Source organism: Peribacillus sp. NPDC055009, assembly GCF_053608705.1.
Map to the genome: position 1 here is coordinate 739,471 of NZ_JBSGVZ010000001.1, position 16,334 is coordinate 755,804.

Genomic DNA, 16,334 nt, shown 5'->3' on the forward strand with positions numbered 1-16,334 from the left:
GCTCCCGGACCGCCCGCGGAAAGCGAGTGCCTGGAGTGGAAATCAAAGTGCAAATTTTACAGTAAAATTATTACCTACAGTCAACCGCTTTGTTTTAAGATTTAGGTAGACCCCATTTTGTCGACAAGCTGAAGCCGCTTTATAGCGGTTTTTTTGTTGTGCAAATAAGTTAATTTAACTAGATAAAAAGGTTAGTAAATCCAAATCAGACGGTATACAATCTAGTTAGGAATAATAGTAGAATTGGTTCATGATCAAACCGCATCAAAAGCTATTCTTAATCATATTTTTTGGAGTGATTGTATGCACAAATTTATTCAGGGCATATTGCCGGTATTATTACTGTTTATGATTCTGCCAATCTACCAGCCAGATTTTGCTTCTGCAGAAGAAACGCCGCAATCTGATGGCGTCATCGTCAAGTATAAAGAGGAAAACGATGAGCCGATCAACGAGTTGATAGAAAAGGTGGAGGTTCCTAAAGGGGAAACAACCGACAACCTGATCGAGGAACTTGAAGAACAGAAGAATGTGGAATATGCAGAACCAAATTATCTTTTCAAGAAGATGGAAAGTCCGAACGATCCAGCCTACATAGACCAGTGGCATCATAAAAGGCTTGGTACGAGTGCTGCGTGGACAAAATCAATGGGCTCGAAGGAATTGATCGTGGCCATCATTGACGATGGCATCGATCGCAACCACGAAGATTTAAAAGGGAGGATCGTCAATGCCTATGATACGATACGCAATCGGAAGCATATCGTCCCAAAAGGGGCGCATGGAACGCATATCGCAGGCATCATTGCCGGTTCTGCGAACAATGGCATAGGCGGAACGGGTGTTGCCCCAAACGTTAAACTAATGCCGATCAATGTCTTTGATGGGGAGTATGCCGATACGGCCGATATCATTGAAGCGATACATTATGCCGTTCAGCAAAAGGCAAACATCATCAATATGAGTTTAGGAGACACCAGTTATTCGGAGGCCTTGAACAAGGCTGTCCAGGAAGCCTATAAAAAAGGCGTCCTGATCGTCGCGGCTGCCGGGAATGAAGGGGATATGGGGAAAAGTGTACAGCGTGTGTACCCAGCCGCATTCAGCCACGTCATTTCCGTTGCTGCCACTAACTCAAGTGACAAGCGTCCCAGTTATTCCAACTACCATTCAACAGTCGATATTGCTGCCCCTGGAGATGATATCCTTTCGACCCTGCCTTATGGTAAATACGGCTGGATGAGCGGAACATCGATGGCCACGCCGATGGTGGCGGGTGTAGCGGCACTGATTTGGTCCCATGAGCCCAAACTCAACACAAAGGAGGTCGAATACCGCCTCTATGATTCAGCCGTGGACCTAGGTGCAAAAGGGAAAGACATCTACTATGGGAACGGGCGGGTCAATGCCAAAAAAGCACTGGAAATGAAGACGCTGACCAAACCGGCCGTGACAGCAATATCCGATAAGGACACCAAGATCAATGGGAAAATCCCTACCGATTTCAAAACGGGGACCGTCTCCATTTATACCGGTAATAAACAACTCGCCACAGTGAAGATCAACGGCGAAAAAACGTTTACAGCGACTATCGCAAAACAAACAGCCGGAACCACCATCTCTACTAGGGTCATCGATAAATCGGGAAATAAAAGTATACCCGTTTCATTTAAAGTGGCAGATAAAACGGCTCCAGCAAGACCATCGGTAAATACGGTAGGTGACAATACCGTCAAAGTAACCGGCAAAGCGGAGGCTGGATCTTCCGTCACTGTCAAAACTGGCAGTACGGTTCTAGGCAAAGCAAATTCGAACAGCGCAGGGAATTTCACCGTAACGATGGCAAAAAAACAAAAAGCCGGAAAAGTCCTATCCGTTACAGCAACCGATAAAGCAGGCAATATAAGCTCGATCAAAACCGTGACCGTTGCAGACAAAACAGCACCAAGTAAACCGACGGTCAACACAGTAACTACAAAAACGACAATAGTAACCGGCAAAGCAGAAGCCAACTCCACAGTGTCCATCAAAGCATCAGGAAAAGTGATTGGCTCTGCTACAGCAACGACTAAAGGTACATTCTCGGTTAGAATTCCCAAGCAAAAAGCCGGAAAGAACCTATATATTTATGCCAAAGACAAAGCGAAAAACGTAAGCGAATCAAGAAAAGTAACGGTTAAAAGGTAATAGAAAACAAGAACAGCCCCCAATAATAAATTGGGGGCTGTTCTTATATCAATCTTTATTTCCATACATCAATTCCGTGCTTCGGCTGTAAAGCTCAATGATATTGCCGAAAGGATCCTCACAATAGATTAAATAATAGGGCTTGTTCTCCCAGGTATTCCATATATCGCTCCGCCTTCTTCCGCCAGAAGCAGCAATATCATCAGCCCGCTTTTCGATATCATCCGATACTAAGCAAATATGAAAAAAGCCCTTATAACCGCGACTTTCACCTTTAGGCATTCTTGGCTCCACAAACTCAAAAAGCTCAATCCCCACTCCATTGTCCGCCATCAAATGAGCATTACGCATTTTTTTAACTTCCTCACCAAGAAGATCATTCGTCATATTATGTTCATTCTCCTCACTTGCATCAAACGAATAGGGACCCGCCAATAACTTGAATCCCAACACCTGCTCATACCACTTAATCGCCGCATCCAAATCAGGTACAGCCAATCCAACATGAGTAATTGCTGTCATATGTATCCCCCCTGATCATTAAAATACCCTTATAAGGGGAGGGACAAACGGTACCGTTTTGGGACAAAAAAAAAGAAGCAATAGCCAATACTGCTTCTTTGATTACATATATCGACTCATGAAATTCATTAAATCTCACCCTCTTCAAGCCTCCTATTATACTCAACTTTACTTATTAACCCCTTTGCATTACAGGTAAGACAATCTGTATAAATATCGTAGGCACCTGTACCTGCACAAACATGGCATTTAACATGAGTTTCCGGTATATCCTTATGCATGAATGAAAAAACTTTTCCAATATACTGCAGAATAATCATTCCCAAAACTCCTTTTTTTTCTATCATACAACGAAAAAGAGAGAAGGAAACTGGAAATACAATAACATTACTTAAAACAAATAAAACCATAACATAGTTTACATGGGGTTAAAAAATGTGTTGATGCAAATGCGATAAACTGTTCTACAAAATCACTTCTGTTTCCAGAAAAAAAGAACATCTATAAAGATGTCCTATAATGTGTAATTACTTCATTTTTCTTAAAATCCATAGGTAAGCCAATATTGAAATCCCCACAGAGACTGCTGCCATTATGTAAATGCTTATATACCCAAAAAGATAGCCGATTTGTCCGAAGAGGATGGCACCGAAACCGATTCCAAGATCAAAGAAGGAATAGAAAGTGGCATTGGCCATGCCTTTTCGATTTCGGGCAGCGTGTTCAAGAGACCACGCTTGAAGAGCCGGTTGGACAGCACCGAATCCAATGCCATAAAAAATAGCTGCCAAATACAGAATCATGTTACTTGGCATCCATGCTAGCAACAGCATCGCCACTACGATAAAAAGAGTAGACGGAATGAAGACAGCTTGATGTCCTTTTTGATCATAGATCTTTCCAGCAAACATACGTGTGAAAATAAGAGCAAAAGCGTAAAGAAAAAAGTATCCTTGAATACCTGTCAGACCTTTTTCAATTGTATAAAGCGGTAAGAAGGTAGCAGTCCCGCCAAAAGTTACCGTAATAAAAAAAATAAGAACGGACGGAGCAACAGCGCTTTTTTCATAAATGTCAAACCTATTAGTTTTAGCTGGGGCAGGGGCAGGAGCATGATCATGATCTACTTTTTTATAAGTAATTGTTGAAGCCATGATCCAAGCTGCAAGGCTTAATACTCCGCAAAATAAAAACAAATGTTGAAAGGTTAAAACATCCGCTAAGAAAAGCCCAAATGAAGGACCAAAAGCCATCGCCAAATTACCCGATAAAGTGAAGTATCCCATTCCCTCACCCCGGCGCTTTGCTGGGATAAGATCGGAGGCAATCGTACCTGATGCCGTGGTCGCATATCCCCAGCCAATCCCTTGTACAATCCTTATGGCGCATAGAAAGAAAATACTCATCATAAATCCAAACGAACCAATCGCTACAGCCAAAAGGGCTAGACCGAACAGGAAAACAAAACGTCTACCTTTTGTTTCCAAGGCCTGTCCAGCAAAAGGGCGGACAATCAGGGCAGAAAATAAAAACATTCCAGCAACTAACCCAATATACCGTTCATTTCCGCTAAGCTCCTTTACAAAAAGCGGAAGGGTCGGGGAAGTCATCTGAAAGGATAAAAAAACAAAAAAGTTAGCCAAGAAAATCATAATAAAATCACGGGACCAGATTTTATTTACAACCGGAAGTTCTTCTTTTAACAAAGGTACACCCATAACAGCCATTCTCCTTAATTGATAGTAATTATCATTATCATTTTACTAAAGTTATAGCGGACAATCTATAAAAATTAAGTGATCACTATAAATCTAAGTAATATTGACTAATAGTTAGCCCATATTAATTTATTTAGAAACAAAAAATCAGGATGGAGGTCACTTTATATTCAAGAAATACAACACACGGGTCTTAGTGCGGATTATATTATCAATTTCTATTAGATCATGTTCTTGTCTAGACAGAACCCTTCTCTAGAGGGGCTGTAACCTTGCATGAAACAACACGCAGTTCGAATGGAAATTAATATCAAATTGGTAATTATGGCGAAACTGTCAGATGCTAGGGAGAGTTGTTAAGGAATCGTGTCATTATTATGAAATTTTAATTAAGGACCTTTTATTTACCATTTATAAGGTATATTATTTGGGAAATGAGAGATTAAAGGAGTTAATTATGGGTAGATTTACAGAGACTGTAATGGAGAGGGTAGAAGATTCTCTACATAATAGGAAGAAACCTATGGTCGTTAAACTAAATTCCGAACAACTCGAGGATTTTATACAAAAATTTCCGGAAGACGGAGAGTTTTTTGGTTTAAGCTATCACATTCATGATGATAAGACGGTCACTTTTAACTATAATTCAGATGGTAGGCTTCTAGAAGTATTGAATTTGGTTAAGTGAATGGTACTTTGGAATATCCAGCAGAAATGCTGGATTTTTTGAATTTAAATAATCTTAATTAGATTTAGTACGCCGAAGATACAGAAGATAAAACAGCCTCTTTGAAACCTACAGTAAATGGAGGCGATACAAAACGACAAAAGTAAAAGGCAATGCGGAATAATCGCGGCTTTTATTCCAGAAACTCAAAAAGCTCAATCCCCACTCCATTATCCGCCATCATATGAGCATTACGCATCTTTTTAACTTCATCACCAAGAAGATCATTCGTCATATTAGGTCATTCTCCTCACTCGCATCAAACGAATAGGGACCCGCCAATAATTTGAATCCCAACACCTGCTCATACCACTTAATCGCCGCATCCAAATCAGGAACAGCCAATCCAACATGAGTAATTGCTGTCATATGTATCCCCCCTGATAATAAAATACCCTTTGAAGGGGAGGGACAAACGGTACCGTTTTTGGGACAAAAAAAGAAGCAATAGCCAATACTGCTTCTTTGATTACATATATCGACTCATGAAATTCATTAAATCTCACCCTCTTCAAGCCTCCTATTATACTCAACTTTACTTATTAATCCCTTTGTATTACAGGTAAGACAATCTGTATAAATATCGTAGGCACCTGTACCTGCACAAACATGGCATTTAACATGAGTTTCCGGTATATCCTTATGCATGAATGAAAAAACTTTTCCAATATACTGCAGAATAATCATTCCCAAAACTCCTTTTTTTCTATCATACAACGAAAAAGAGAGAAGGAAACTGGAAATACAATAACATTACTTAAAACAAAAAAAACCATAACATAGTTTACATGGGGTTAAAAAATTGATGGGGATTCGTGTCTAGTATTAGGATAGTACAGTATTATTTTTCATGCTCGCAGGGTTTGTCTCGACCAAAGCAAAATAAAAAGAGCCCTAGGGCTCTAAAATAAACTATTAATAATCAATTTTATCCATCCAATAAAAGAAATCCATAACGGTATGCTCAAAGATGTACCAAACAAAAGTCCTTTTAAGAAATTCCCTTCATTTTTACCTACCATATTGAACACACCTCTCGGCTTGGTTTTGTTGTGATAATTATAAATGAAAGCGCTTTCTTTGTATATGAGAAATTTGATGCAATTACTTTACAATTTAATCCTTAAAAGAAAGCCGAGAAGGTGAATCAGTTAGCTTTCTCATAAAAAGACCATCGCCTAAGATGTTGGGCAGTAAAATAACTTGATACCTGTTCTTATCACTTTTTAGCAGCATTCAAATCAGGTACAGCTAACCAATGGTAATTTCTCCTGATAAGAAAATACCTCTTAAAAGGCGAAGACCTTACCATAACAATGTCGAGTGTTGTCGGAATAAATTGAAAGAATATTCTTTATCGCAAAAAATTTGATAGTTATAATTAATGAGAGAAAAATAATCGAAAAAAGTGAAATAGAGCTCCAGTAGCAGTACAAAAATAAGAGTTTTACTCTATTTTATAAGGCTTCCATGTCAGTCACTAATGTTTAATTATTATGGGAGGTAAAGATGAGCAAATATGGTTTAGTCATTATCGCTGGAATTTGCTTAGCAGTGCTAGTTTTTGGCCAACTGCATTGGAAAAACATAAGTCAGGCAGCAGGGGTAGAGGCTAGAGAAGCTGCAGCAAAAGTGAAAGAAGAGGAAAAAGAAGAAAGGGAAGCATTAATCCAAAGTTTAAAACCGGAAAATAATAAACAGCAGCCGCTAATAGATTACCTGCATTATAAGTCGCTAACGCAAGATAGGGTTATTGTTTCCTTAGTGGGGAGTAATGGTACTTCCGGAACCGGGGCAAGTAATTCTTCCAATAGTTGGGCAGGACGCTTAGAGAAGAGTTTGCGAGCAGATCGTGATGATTTAGAAACACTAAGGTTCATTAATCATGGACATGAGGGGTATTCAACAGAGGATTTGCTGGAAGGAAAGAAAATTGAAGCGGTCATTCAAGATGATCCTGATCTGATTATTTTTGAAAATTCGCTGATAAACAATCATTATCAATCACTTAGCTTGGAACAGACGCAAAAAGATTTGGAAAGCATAATGACAAAGTTACAAAATGAGCTGCCGAATGCGAAAATTCTAATGATTTCACCAAACCCTGTTGCAAATGGTAAAACGGAGAATAGTTTAGGTTTGAATTATATGGATTATATTCACGCTTCCGAGCAGGTCATCAAAACAAATAAATGGACTTATATAAATAGCAAAGAAGAGATAGAAAAGAAGCTAAAGAAAAAGAATATGAGATTGGCTGATATACTGACTAATGATAACATCCATCCCAATGACCAAGGGCATTACATATGGTTCGAGGTGATGGAGGAATATTTTATGTTGAAGAAGTAGTACACATAGTAATAAAAGGAGGAAAAGTGGCTATAACCGCTTTTCCCCTTTTATAGTTTTTGGCTTCTCTTAAGGAGCGAAAAGAAAGCGGTATCATAGTTTCTTAATCCTTAAAGACATCACTTTCTATCTTCGATAAATTCGCGCATAGCCTCTTTCGATATACCTGACCCCATTACATCCTGCATAATTTCAATCCACTCTTCATCCATGCCCATGTCTGGTCGTTCATATAGTAGAGCATCCACCTTTATACAAAGGATTCGAGCGATTTTTTCCAAAACTAAAATAGTAGGGTTTGTTTGAAGGTTTCTTTCCAGTGAGCTTATATAGGATTTGGCAACGCCGGATTTTGCGGAGAGTTCACTAATTGACATTTTCCTTTCTTCCCTAAGCGACTTAACTCGGTAACCTATCATTTTGACCACACCTAACCATTAATATAAAATTATATACTGATTTAACCTATCACTGTTAGTTTACACATTTTCCTTTCATTTTTAATGATAACTAGGCACTAAAATACTTGACACAATTATATATATAAACGAATTTTCCTGTGTTGGTGGGCATTTAGTTAGGTTTTCATAATGGTAAATGTTGTTAAATCGCGCGAATGCCTAACAGAATATGGTAGTGGGTGTATACTTAGGTTTAATAAAATTTCAGGCGGAAATATTCTGGAAAATGAGTTATTTACTTGTCATTAATACAATATTAGAAATTTGGGGATTTTTTCCTTTGTATTAGCGTTTTCTTTTTTGTAAAATTATTTAGGCATTTGAAAAGAATTCTTTCAATGTAAGTTTCATGTAAATTTCCTTGAAAATACATATAATTAGGTAATATTATGGTATAATGCAATAGGTCATTTTTAACATAACAGGAGGATGAAATGGAAGAAACTATTAGTATTAAAGATATTTTTAAAACATTAAAGAAACGTTGGAAGCTAATCATGCTGCTGACATTAATTGCCGCTTTGATTAGTGGAACAATTTCTTATTTCTTATTAACACCTGTTTACCAAGCTTCAACACAGATTCTCGTTAATCAGAAACAAGCAGAGAACCAATTGGACTCTAATCAAATACGATCGAATATCGATATGATAAATACATACAGTGTCATCATAAAAAGCCCTGCCATTTTGGAGAAGGTCATTGATGAGCTTGAAATGGACCAAAGTGTTGACCAACTTAGTGAAAAAATCACGATTAACAGTCAAGAAAATTCGCAAGTCTTCTCTTTAACAGTTCTAGATAGTAATCCTACAAAAGCAGTAGAAATAGCAAACACTGTTTCTGAAACGTTCCAAAAGGAAATCAAGGATATTATGAACGTCGATAATGTAAGCGTGCTTGCCAAGGCAGAAATTATGGAGAATCCTACGCCTGTAAAACCTAATCCATTAATGAACATCGCCATTGCGTTGATGGTTGGATTGATGGCTGGAGTAGGCTTGGCATTTCTACTTGAGTATATGGACAATACAATCAAGGACGAGAATGATATAGAGAGACTACTAGAATTGCCTATCCTTGGATCTATTCAAAAAATATCGCAACATAAATAAAGAACCATTCAGTGAAATTAAGAAAGGAAGTGGAATTTTTGAGAAGTAAAGATGAAAAACAAGTGAATTTAATTGCGCAGACTAATCCTAAATCACCTATTACTGAACAATATCGATTAATTAGGACAAACATACAATTCTCTTCAGTAGATAAAGAAATCAAAACGATTGTGGTTACATCATCGGAGCCTAATGATGGGAAATCGACTACAGCTGCCAACCTAGCGATTGTGCTTGCTCAAGAAGAGAAAAAAGTATTGCTTGTGGATGCGGACTTAAGGAAACCATCGGTTCATTATGCTTTTAACCTTAGTAATATACATGGACTTACTAGCGTATTGACAATGAAAAGTGACTTAAGAAAAACTATCTTGAATTCAAATGTTTCAAACTTAGATATTTTAACAAGTGGGCCGATACCACCTAATCCTTCAGAGTTATTAAATTCCAAAGCGATAGAATCAGCCATTGATGAACTAAAAGAATTCTATGATTATATCATTTTTGATACACCGCCCGTTTTAGTAGTGCCGGATTCCCAGATTGTAGCCAATAAATGTGATGGCGTGATCATGGTAGTGGCAAGCGGCAAGACAAACAAACAAAGTGCCGTAAAAGCAAAGGAGCTTTTATTGAAAGCTAACACATCCTTGCTTGGAGTCGTTTTGAATGGCGTTGAAACGGATAACAGCAACTATTATTACTATCAATCTTAAAGAAAATAAAACAAGATTCGACAAAATAACACCCTGTTTAATGGCAGTTTTATATGCTACTATTAGTCAGGGTATTAATTCCTATCTGATTTCTTAGTGATTAAGCCTATTATCCCGTTTTTATAAAAGGAAGTGTGAGAAACTTGATTGACATACATTGTCACATTCTCCCAGGAGTTGATGATGGATCTGCTGATATTAAAGAAAGCTTCAACATGGCAAAGAAAGCGGTAGAAGCAGGAATCACCCATTTATTTGCCACGCCACATCACTTAAATGAGAAATATGTAAATGTTAAAAATAACATCATTGACCATACAGTGAGGTTAAATAAGAGCTTACAACAAAACAATATTCCTCTAACCATTCATCTCGGACAAGAAGTAAGAATACATCGGGACATATTTACTTCACTTGAAAAGGAAGAAATCCTAACATTAGATGATAACGGTACATATTTGCTGCTAGAGCTCCCATCGGGAAGGGTTCCTACATACACACAAGAAGTGATTTATGAGCTGCTGCTGAAAGGAATCACACCGATTATCGTACATCCGGAGAGAAATAAGGAATTGAACGAAAATCATAAACTATTATTTACATTGGTCGAGGAAGGCGCGTTAACTCAACTTACCTCTGGCAGTATCATAGGGAACTTCGGTAAAAGTATTCAATCATTTTCAAAAAAGATTATCGAACATAATCTGGCCCATTTTATTGCAACAGATGCACATAATATCGGCTCTAGAGGGTTCACTTTACAACATGCATATGAAACAATTACAAAAGTATATGGGATAGAACGTACATTTTATTTCAAAGAAAATGCTGAACAGTTATTGAAGGACCAAAGTCCTTATGTTGAAAAACCTGTGCCATTCAAAAGGAAAATTTTAGGAATATTTTAGAATGATAAATAATTATAAAACGCTTTCATTATTATAATATAATTTTTACCTATGTAAAACTATATATCGTTTTTTTTTTTTTGAATAAAAGAGCTAGAAAGGGCTGATATCTAATGAAAAAAGTACGTAAAGCAATAATACCAGCAGCAGGATTAGGAACAAGATTTTTACCGGCTACTAAAGCCATGCCAAAGGAAATGCTTCCTATAGTCGATAAACCGACGATTCAATATATTATTGAAGAGGCTGTAGCATCTGGAATCGAGGATATTATTATTGTTACCGGAAAAGGAAAACGAGCAATTGAAGATCACTTCGATAACGCGTTTGAACTGGAAAACAATTTAATGGAGAAAAATAAATTTGAATTACTAGAAAAGGTTCAAGCTCCCTCCAAAGTGGATATTCATTACATTAGGCAAAAGGAACCAAAAGGTTTAGGTCACGCAGTTTGGTGTGCAAGGAAATTCATTGGAAATGAACCATTTGCGGTATTGTTAGGTGATGATATTGTCCAAGCAGAAACACCTTGCTTAAAACAGTTAATGAATGAATATGATAAAACCTTATCATCTGTAATCGGTGTACAAACAGTTCCTGAAGAAGAAACTCATCGTTATGGAATTGTCGATCCTAGTAACCAAAATGGGCGACGCTATGAAGTAACTAACTTTGTCGAAAAGCCAGCAAAAGGAACAGCCCCATCCAACTTGGCAATCATGGGCAGATACATTTTTACACCTGAAATATTTATGTTCTTGGAAAAACAAGAACTAGGAGCAGGCGGAGAAATTCAGCTGACTGATGCGATTCAAAAATTAAATGAAATTCAACGAGTATTTGCTTATGATTTTGAAGGAAAACGATTTGATGTAGGGGAGAAGCTAGGGTTTATCCAAACGACAATTGAGTTTGCTATGAATGATATAACTTTAAAAGATAATGTTTTAGAGTTTATAGAGAACCTACTAGTAAAACAAAAGATATAAGAATAATAAGAGTAAGGGAGGAGCCAATTTGAAAGCTGTAGCAGTAGAGCAGAGAGTGGCATCATCTGACCACTTATTAACAGCAGATCAATTAAATGCTAATTTGGGTTATTTAAGAATGAAAAGATTAATAGATATTATAGGATCACTTTTAGGACTTATTCTTCTATTACCCATTTTTTTGATTGTAGCTATTTTGATAAAAATAGAAGATCCAAAAGGACCTGTTTTTTTTAAGCAGGTTCGAATCGGGAAAGACGAAACTGAATTTCAAATGTATAAATTTAGATCAATGGTAACCGACGCAGAAGAGAGATTAAAAGATTTGCTAACTTTAAACGAAGTCTCTGGGGCTATGTTTAAAATGAAAAATGATCCTAGGATTACAAGGATTGGAAAATTTATTCGTAAAACAAGTATTGATGAGTTACCACAACTATGGAACGTATTAAAGGGTGATATGAGCTTAGTTGGCCCCCGGCCTCCTCTAGAAAGAGAGGTGGAAGAGTATTCATCATATGATAAACAACGTTTACTAGTTACTCCTGGATGTACTGGTTTATGGCAGGTTACTGCAAGAAACAATGTGGGATTTAAAGAAATGGTCGAATTAGATATTCAGTATATTCGAAAAAGAACAATTTATTTTGATATGAAAATTGTCCTAAAAACAGTTGTTGTTTTATTTGGATCTAAAGCTGCCTTTTAATAGTAGTTTGTGTTTGTATAAATTAATTACTTTTGTTTAAGTGAAGAAGTAAGAGAGGGATAAATTTTGAAAATCTGTTTTGCAGCATCTTCGGGTGGACATTTAGAACAACTTATGATGCTTTTTCCATTAATGAACAAACACGACAGTTTTATATTGACAGAAAGAACTCAATATAACTTTAATTCAAAGAATTTAAAAGCTTATGATGTCACTCAAATAAATAGACGAGAAAAAACGTTTATTATTAAGTTATTTATATTAATAATAGAATCATTTGTTATTTTCTTTAAAGAAAAACCCGATGTTGTAATTTCAACTGGTGCATTAGCTACAGTGCCAATCTGTTTATTAGCAAAGTTGTTTAGAAAAAAACTAATTTTTATTGAATCCTTCTCAAAAATTAGTTCTCCAACAATTACTGGAAGGATAATGTATAGGATTGCAGATTTATTTTTAATTCAATGGGAAGAATTAAAAAAGTTTTATCCTAATGCAATCTACGGAGGCGGAATATATTGATATTTGTTACAGTGGGTTCTCAAAAATTTCAGTTTAATAGATTATTAGAGGAAATAGACCATTTAGTAGGGAAAAATTTTCTTAAATCTGATGAAATTTATGCTCAAATTGGCTACTCAACATATGAGCCCAAACTATATTCTTTTAAGCAGTTTTTAAATAAAGAGGAATTTTTAGAAGTGATGGAGAAGAGCGCTATCATTATTACGCATGGAGGAACTGGTTCAATAATTAACGGTGTCAAAATGGAAAAGAAGGTAATTGGCGTTCCAAGAATGAAAGAGTTTGGAGAGCATGTTGATAACCATCAGATTGAAATAATAGAACAGTTTGCTAATTCAAATATAATCTATGCGGTTTCAGATACTAAAGAAATAGAATTTGCAATAGAAAAAGTAAAAAATATGGACTTTAGAGTATACCAATCTAATACAAACAATGTTATTAAAATATTAGAGAACTTCTTAATAAATTTAACATAATATTAAGACCTGTTTATCGATTACAACGAAGAAGAAAAAGGTGAATCAATGAAAGTAATAATGATAGGCTCTCATCTGCGTGTGAACGGTGGAATTACCAGAGTTGTGAAAAATTACTTGGAATCCGGAATGCCAAAGAAGGTAAATCTCGAATACTTCCCTACTTATTATGGAAGCAATCATTTTATTAATATAATTTATTTTGTTATTCAGTATTTTAAACTTTTCATTAACTTAAATCTATTGAATAAACAATACGATGTGGCACATATTCATATGTCCTATCGAGGAAGCTATGTTCGTAAAAGGTATATTATTCATCTATTAAATCGAAAAAACATACCGATTGTACTACATATGCATGGTTCTCAATTTAAGGACTTTTATAATGAAAGTTCAAATGGTCAGCAAAAACAAATTAAGGATACACTCAATAAAGTTTCTCTTATCCTTGCACTGGGAGAGCAATGGAAGGAATATTATCAATCAATTAGTAAAACCAAGGTTGTTTCTTTAGATAATGCTGTATTTCCTAAAGAAATTTTAAAAAGCTCTGAAGAAAAAATCTATATAACAACAATGGGCGTTCTCTCTAAAAGGAAGGGAACGTACGATCTTCTTGAGACAGCTTCGCAAATAAAAGGAAAAATTAATTCCAAATATAAATTTTTAATTGCCGGTGATGGTGAAATTGATAAAGTTAAAAAGAGAATAAGAGAATTAAACGTAGAAGATATGTTTGTAATACCCGGTTGGATTTCTGATCAAAGGGTGATTGATGAAATCTATAGGAAGAGTGTCATTTATGTTTTGCCTTCTTATAATGAAGGAATGCCCATGTCGATTTTGGAAGCCATGAGCTATGGTTTACCGGTAGTTTCTACAGATGTTGGTTCAATATCTTCTGTTGTTAAAGCAGAGAATGGTTTTGTCATTAAACCTGGTGATGTAGAAACCTTAACCAACTGCTTAATTAATATATTAAATGACCAATTTAGTATTGAGAAGTTTGAAAGAAATAATAGTGAAAAAATAAGGTTAGAATATAATATTTATGTTTCAGTCGAAAAAATTGTTGAGTTGTATAAAGAACTATTAAAAGGCTAGAAATTGGGGAGAAAGCGTCCAATAAAAGGAGCTGTATATTGATGCCAGGCTTTTTTGGCTATATTTCAAGGGAAAATGATATCTTAGAAAAAGAATTAGATATTTATGATTTAATTGAGAAAAAAAATACATTAATCGATGAAGAGACGATTGTAACAACACCTAATTTTTATGGGAAATTTTTCAGGAATACTGTTAACAAGTTCCAGGGTGATAAAGTGTTTTTTTGTAAAAATGATAACTATTTGATTCTAGACGGGGTAATCTTAAACAAACATGAATTGTATAAAAAGTATGAAATTAAAGAGCATAATATTACTGATTTGCTTAATAAAATGGTAACTATAAATCCTGAAACATTCTATAAAGAGTTTAGAGGAACATTTGCGGGACTTTATTTAAATAAGGATGGTATGGTTTTATATACAAACCATATTGGAGACAAAGAAATCTTTTACCATTTTACAGAGGATCATAGACTATACTTTGCAACCGATTTTGAAGTTCTTATTAAGATGGTACAAATGCATACAAGTAAAAGGTTTAAGCTTAATACTAACGCTGCATATTGTTTGCTGACCCATTCACATGTTCTATGTAACGAAACTTTGTTTAATGATGTTTATAGCTTGACTCCAGGGCATTATATTGACTTTTCAACTAATAGATGTGAAAAAAAACCCTATTACATTTTAAATAATAAATCAGTCAATATAACAGAGGAAGAAGCTTTAAAGAAAATCGATAGCCTCTTTAGGCAAGCAATTAAAAGAGCGTTTGATAAGGATTTAGAGTATGGTTACAAGCACTTGGTTGCGTTAAGTGGAGGCTTAGATTCCCGAATGACTGCCTGGGTTGCGTATGATATGGGTTACACGAATATGTTGAATTATACTTTTTCTCAAACAGATTATTTAGATGAAACGGTTCCAAAACAAATTACTAGTAAGTTGAAAACAGAATGGATGTTTAAAGCGTTGGATAATGGAACCTATCTTTATAAATATTTCTATGATTCTGTAAAAATATCGGGTGCACGAAGCCAGTCTAGCACAATTGCTCACACTATGAGTATGATACGGAATATTAATTTAAATCACTATGGTCTTGTTCACACTGGTCAACTTGGTGATGTAGTTATAGGAACATTTTATAATAATGGAAAACGTGAGGGTTTTACACGCGGGGATGGTGCTTATTCAAATAAATTAATAGATAAGGTAGAGTACACTCAAGAAAAAACTTACAATCAGGAAGATCAAGAGTTATTTAAATTTTATAATCGTGGTTTTACTGGTGTTAATACCGGGTTGAAGCCTATGTATCAATATACAGAAACAATGTCACCTTTTTTAGATATTGATTTTATGGACTTTTGCCTTACTATGCCATTAGAATTACGTAGAGGCCATAATATTTATATTAAATGGATTAATCAATATTATCCAGAAGCGGCTGATTTCATTTACGAAAAGGTTAAAGGGAAAATAAACCGCAGATTGATAACCATTAAAGGGGTCCCGGTACCATGGACTAGTGTTCCAAGTGCAGCTGTTAAATTGATAAAAAATAAATTAGGTTTAAAATTAAGTACAAAAAATCATATGCATCCATTAGATTATTGGTTCCAAAATAATAGTCAATTAAGAGAATTTTATGAATATCTTTTTAATCAAAATATAAATTTAGTAGATGACATTAATTTGAAGAATGACTGTGAATTCTTATTTAACCAAGGTAGTACTCTTGAAAAAGATCAAGTAATTACACTATTAGGTTTTATAAAATTAATGAAACAATATATTATTTAATATCTGTC

At 35.5% G+C, this 16,334-nt stretch carries 18 protein-coding genes; 12 read left to right on the plus strand and 6 right to left on the minus strand.

Annotated elements, in window-relative coordinates:
* The first annotated feature begins 303 nt into the window (after nt 1-303).
* Entirely contained in the window at nt 304-2,187 is a 1,884-nt protein-coding gene (locus tag ACWF5P_RS03655; RefSeq protein ID WP_452444604.1) for a S8 family serine peptidase, read from the plus strand.
* A gap of 48 nt (nt 2,188-2,235) precedes the next feature.
* On the opposite strand, the gene ACWF5P_RS03660 is transcribed toward ACWF5P_RS03655, so the two are convergent.
* From ACWF5P_RS03660 to ACWF5P_RS03670, 3 genes are all read right to left on the minus strand, one after another.
* Nucleotides 2,236-2,709: a VOC family protein gene (locus ACWF5P_RS03660; RefSeq protein ID WP_452444605.1), complete on the minus strand. Its 474-nt coding sequence runs from the start codon at nt 2,707-2,709 to the stop codon at nt 2,236-2,238.
* 128 nt (nt 2,710-2,837) lie between these two features.
* Complete coding sequence (locus ACWF5P_RS03665) at nt 2,838-3,029, minus strand: hypothetical protein (RefSeq protein WP_048681418.1); 192 nt, start codon at nt 3,027-3,029, stop codon at nt 2,838-2,840.
* 207 nt (nt 3,030-3,236) lie between these two features.
* Nucleotides 3,237-4,427, minus strand: coding sequence for an MFS transporter (locus tag ACWF5P_RS03670; RefSeq protein WP_452444606.1), 1,191 nt, complete (start codon nt 4,425-4,427; stop codon nt 3,237-3,239).
* Nucleotides 4,428-4,884: 457 nt separating this feature from the next.
* On the opposite strand from ACWF5P_RS03670, the gene ACWF5P_RS03675 reads away from it, so the two are divergent.
* Nucleotides 4,885-5,115: a hypothetical protein gene (locus ACWF5P_RS03675; protein ID WP_137024133.1), complete on the plus strand. Its 231-nt coding sequence runs from the start codon at nt 4,885-4,887 to the stop codon at nt 5,113-5,115.
* Between the two features lie 270 nt (nt 5,116-5,385).
* On the opposite strand, the gene ACWF5P_RS03680 is transcribed toward ACWF5P_RS03675, so the two are convergent.
* Both ACWF5P_RS03680 and ACWF5P_RS03685 read right to left on the minus strand, forming a co-directional pair.
* Nucleotides 5,386-5,523, minus strand: coding sequence for a VOC family protein (locus ACWF5P_RS03680; RefSeq protein WP_452444607.1), 138 nt, complete (start codon nt 5,521-5,523; stop codon nt 5,386-5,388).
* A gap of 126 nt (nt 5,524-5,649) precedes the next feature.
* Complete coding sequence (locus ACWF5P_RS03685) at nt 5,650-5,841, minus strand: hypothetical protein (RefSeq protein WP_452444608.1); 192 nt, start codon at nt 5,839-5,841, stop codon at nt 5,650-5,652.
* Nucleotides 5,842-6,663: 822 nt separating this feature from the next.
* Here ACWF5P_RS03685 and ACWF5P_RS03690 point away from each other — a divergent pair.
* A complete protein-coding gene (locus ACWF5P_RS03690) occupies nt 6,664-7,506 on the plus strand; it encodes an SGNH/GDSL hydrolase family protein (RefSeq protein WP_452444609.1) in 843 nt (280 codons plus the stop codon).
* A gap of 119 nt (nt 7,507-7,625) precedes the next feature.
* On the opposite strand, the gene ACWF5P_RS03695 is transcribed toward ACWF5P_RS03690, so the two are convergent.
* Nucleotides 7,626-7,925, minus strand: coding sequence for a helix-turn-helix domain-containing protein (locus tag ACWF5P_RS03695; RefSeq protein WP_452444610.1), 300 nt, complete (start codon nt 7,923-7,925; stop codon nt 7,626-7,628).
* A gap of 476 nt (nt 7,926-8,401) precedes the next feature.
* Here ACWF5P_RS03695 and ACWF5P_RS03700 point away from each other — a divergent pair, with 476 nt between their 5' ends.
* From ACWF5P_RS03700 to ACWF5P_RS03740, 9 genes are all read left to right on the plus strand, one after another.
* Nucleotides 8,402-9,082 carry a YveK family protein gene (locus tag ACWF5P_RS03700; RefSeq protein WP_452444611.1) on the plus strand — a complete coding sequence of 227 codons (681 nt, stop codon included), beginning with the start codon at nt 8,402-8,404 and terminating at the stop codon, nt 9,080-9,082.
* 38 nt (nt 9,083-9,120) lie between these two features.
* A complete protein-coding gene (locus tag ACWF5P_RS03705; protein ID WP_452444612.1) occupies nt 9,121-9,798 on the plus strand; it encodes a CpsD/CapB family tyrosine-protein kinase in 678 nt (225 codons plus the stop codon).
* Nucleotides 9,799-9,932: 134 nt separating this feature from the next.
* Nucleotides 9,933-10,706 (plus strand): tyrosine-protein phosphatase, encoded by a 774-nt coding sequence (locus ACWF5P_RS03710; RefSeq protein ID WP_452444613.1) that lies wholly within the window; start codon nt 9,933-9,935, stop codon nt 10,704-10,706.
* A 113-nt stretch (nt 10,707-10,819) separates the two neighbouring features.
* Nucleotides 10,820-11,695 (plus strand): UTP--glucose-1-phosphate uridylyltransferase GalU, encoded by an 876-nt coding sequence (gene galU, locus ACWF5P_RS03715; RefSeq protein ID WP_452444614.1) that lies wholly within the window; start codon nt 10,820-10,822, stop codon nt 11,693-11,695.
* A gap of 55 nt (nt 11,696-11,750) precedes the next feature.
* Nucleotides 11,751-12,404 carry a sugar transferase gene (locus ACWF5P_RS03720; RefSeq protein ID WP_452444628.1) on the plus strand — a complete coding sequence of 218 codons (654 nt, stop codon included), beginning with the start codon at nt 11,751-11,753 and terminating at the stop codon, nt 12,402-12,404.
* 66 nt (nt 12,405-12,470) lie between these two features.
* On the plus strand, nt 12,471-12,926 hold the full coding sequence (gene pssD / locus ACWF5P_RS03725; RefSeq protein ID WP_053347094.1) for a PssD/Cps14F family polysaccharide biosynthesis glycosyltransferase: 456 nt from the start codon (nt 12,471-12,473) through the stop codon (nt 12,924-12,926).
* Nucleotides 12,923-13,408 (plus strand): PssE/Cps14G family polysaccharide biosynthesis glycosyltransferase, encoded by a 486-nt coding sequence (gene pssE, locus ACWF5P_RS03730; protein ID WP_452444615.1) that lies wholly within the window; start codon nt 12,923-12,925, stop codon nt 13,406-13,408. Before pssD ends, pssE begins: the two co-directional genes overlap by 4 nt.
* Nucleotides 13,409-13,456: 48 nt before the next feature.
* Nucleotides 13,457-14,515, plus strand: a complete 1,059-nt coding sequence (locus ACWF5P_RS03735; protein WP_452444616.1) for a glycosyltransferase family 4 protein — start codon at nt 13,457-13,459, stop codon at nt 14,513-14,515.
* Nucleotides 14,516-14,556: 41 nt separating this feature from the next.
* The gene (locus tag ACWF5P_RS03740; RefSeq protein WP_452444629.1) at nt 14,557-16,326 is read left to right on the plus strand and encodes a hypothetical protein; all 1,770 of its coding nucleotides are present in this window, start codon (nt 14,557-14,559) and stop codon (nt 16,324-16,326) included.
* The last annotated feature ends 8 nt before the right edge of the window (nt 16,327-16,334 follow it).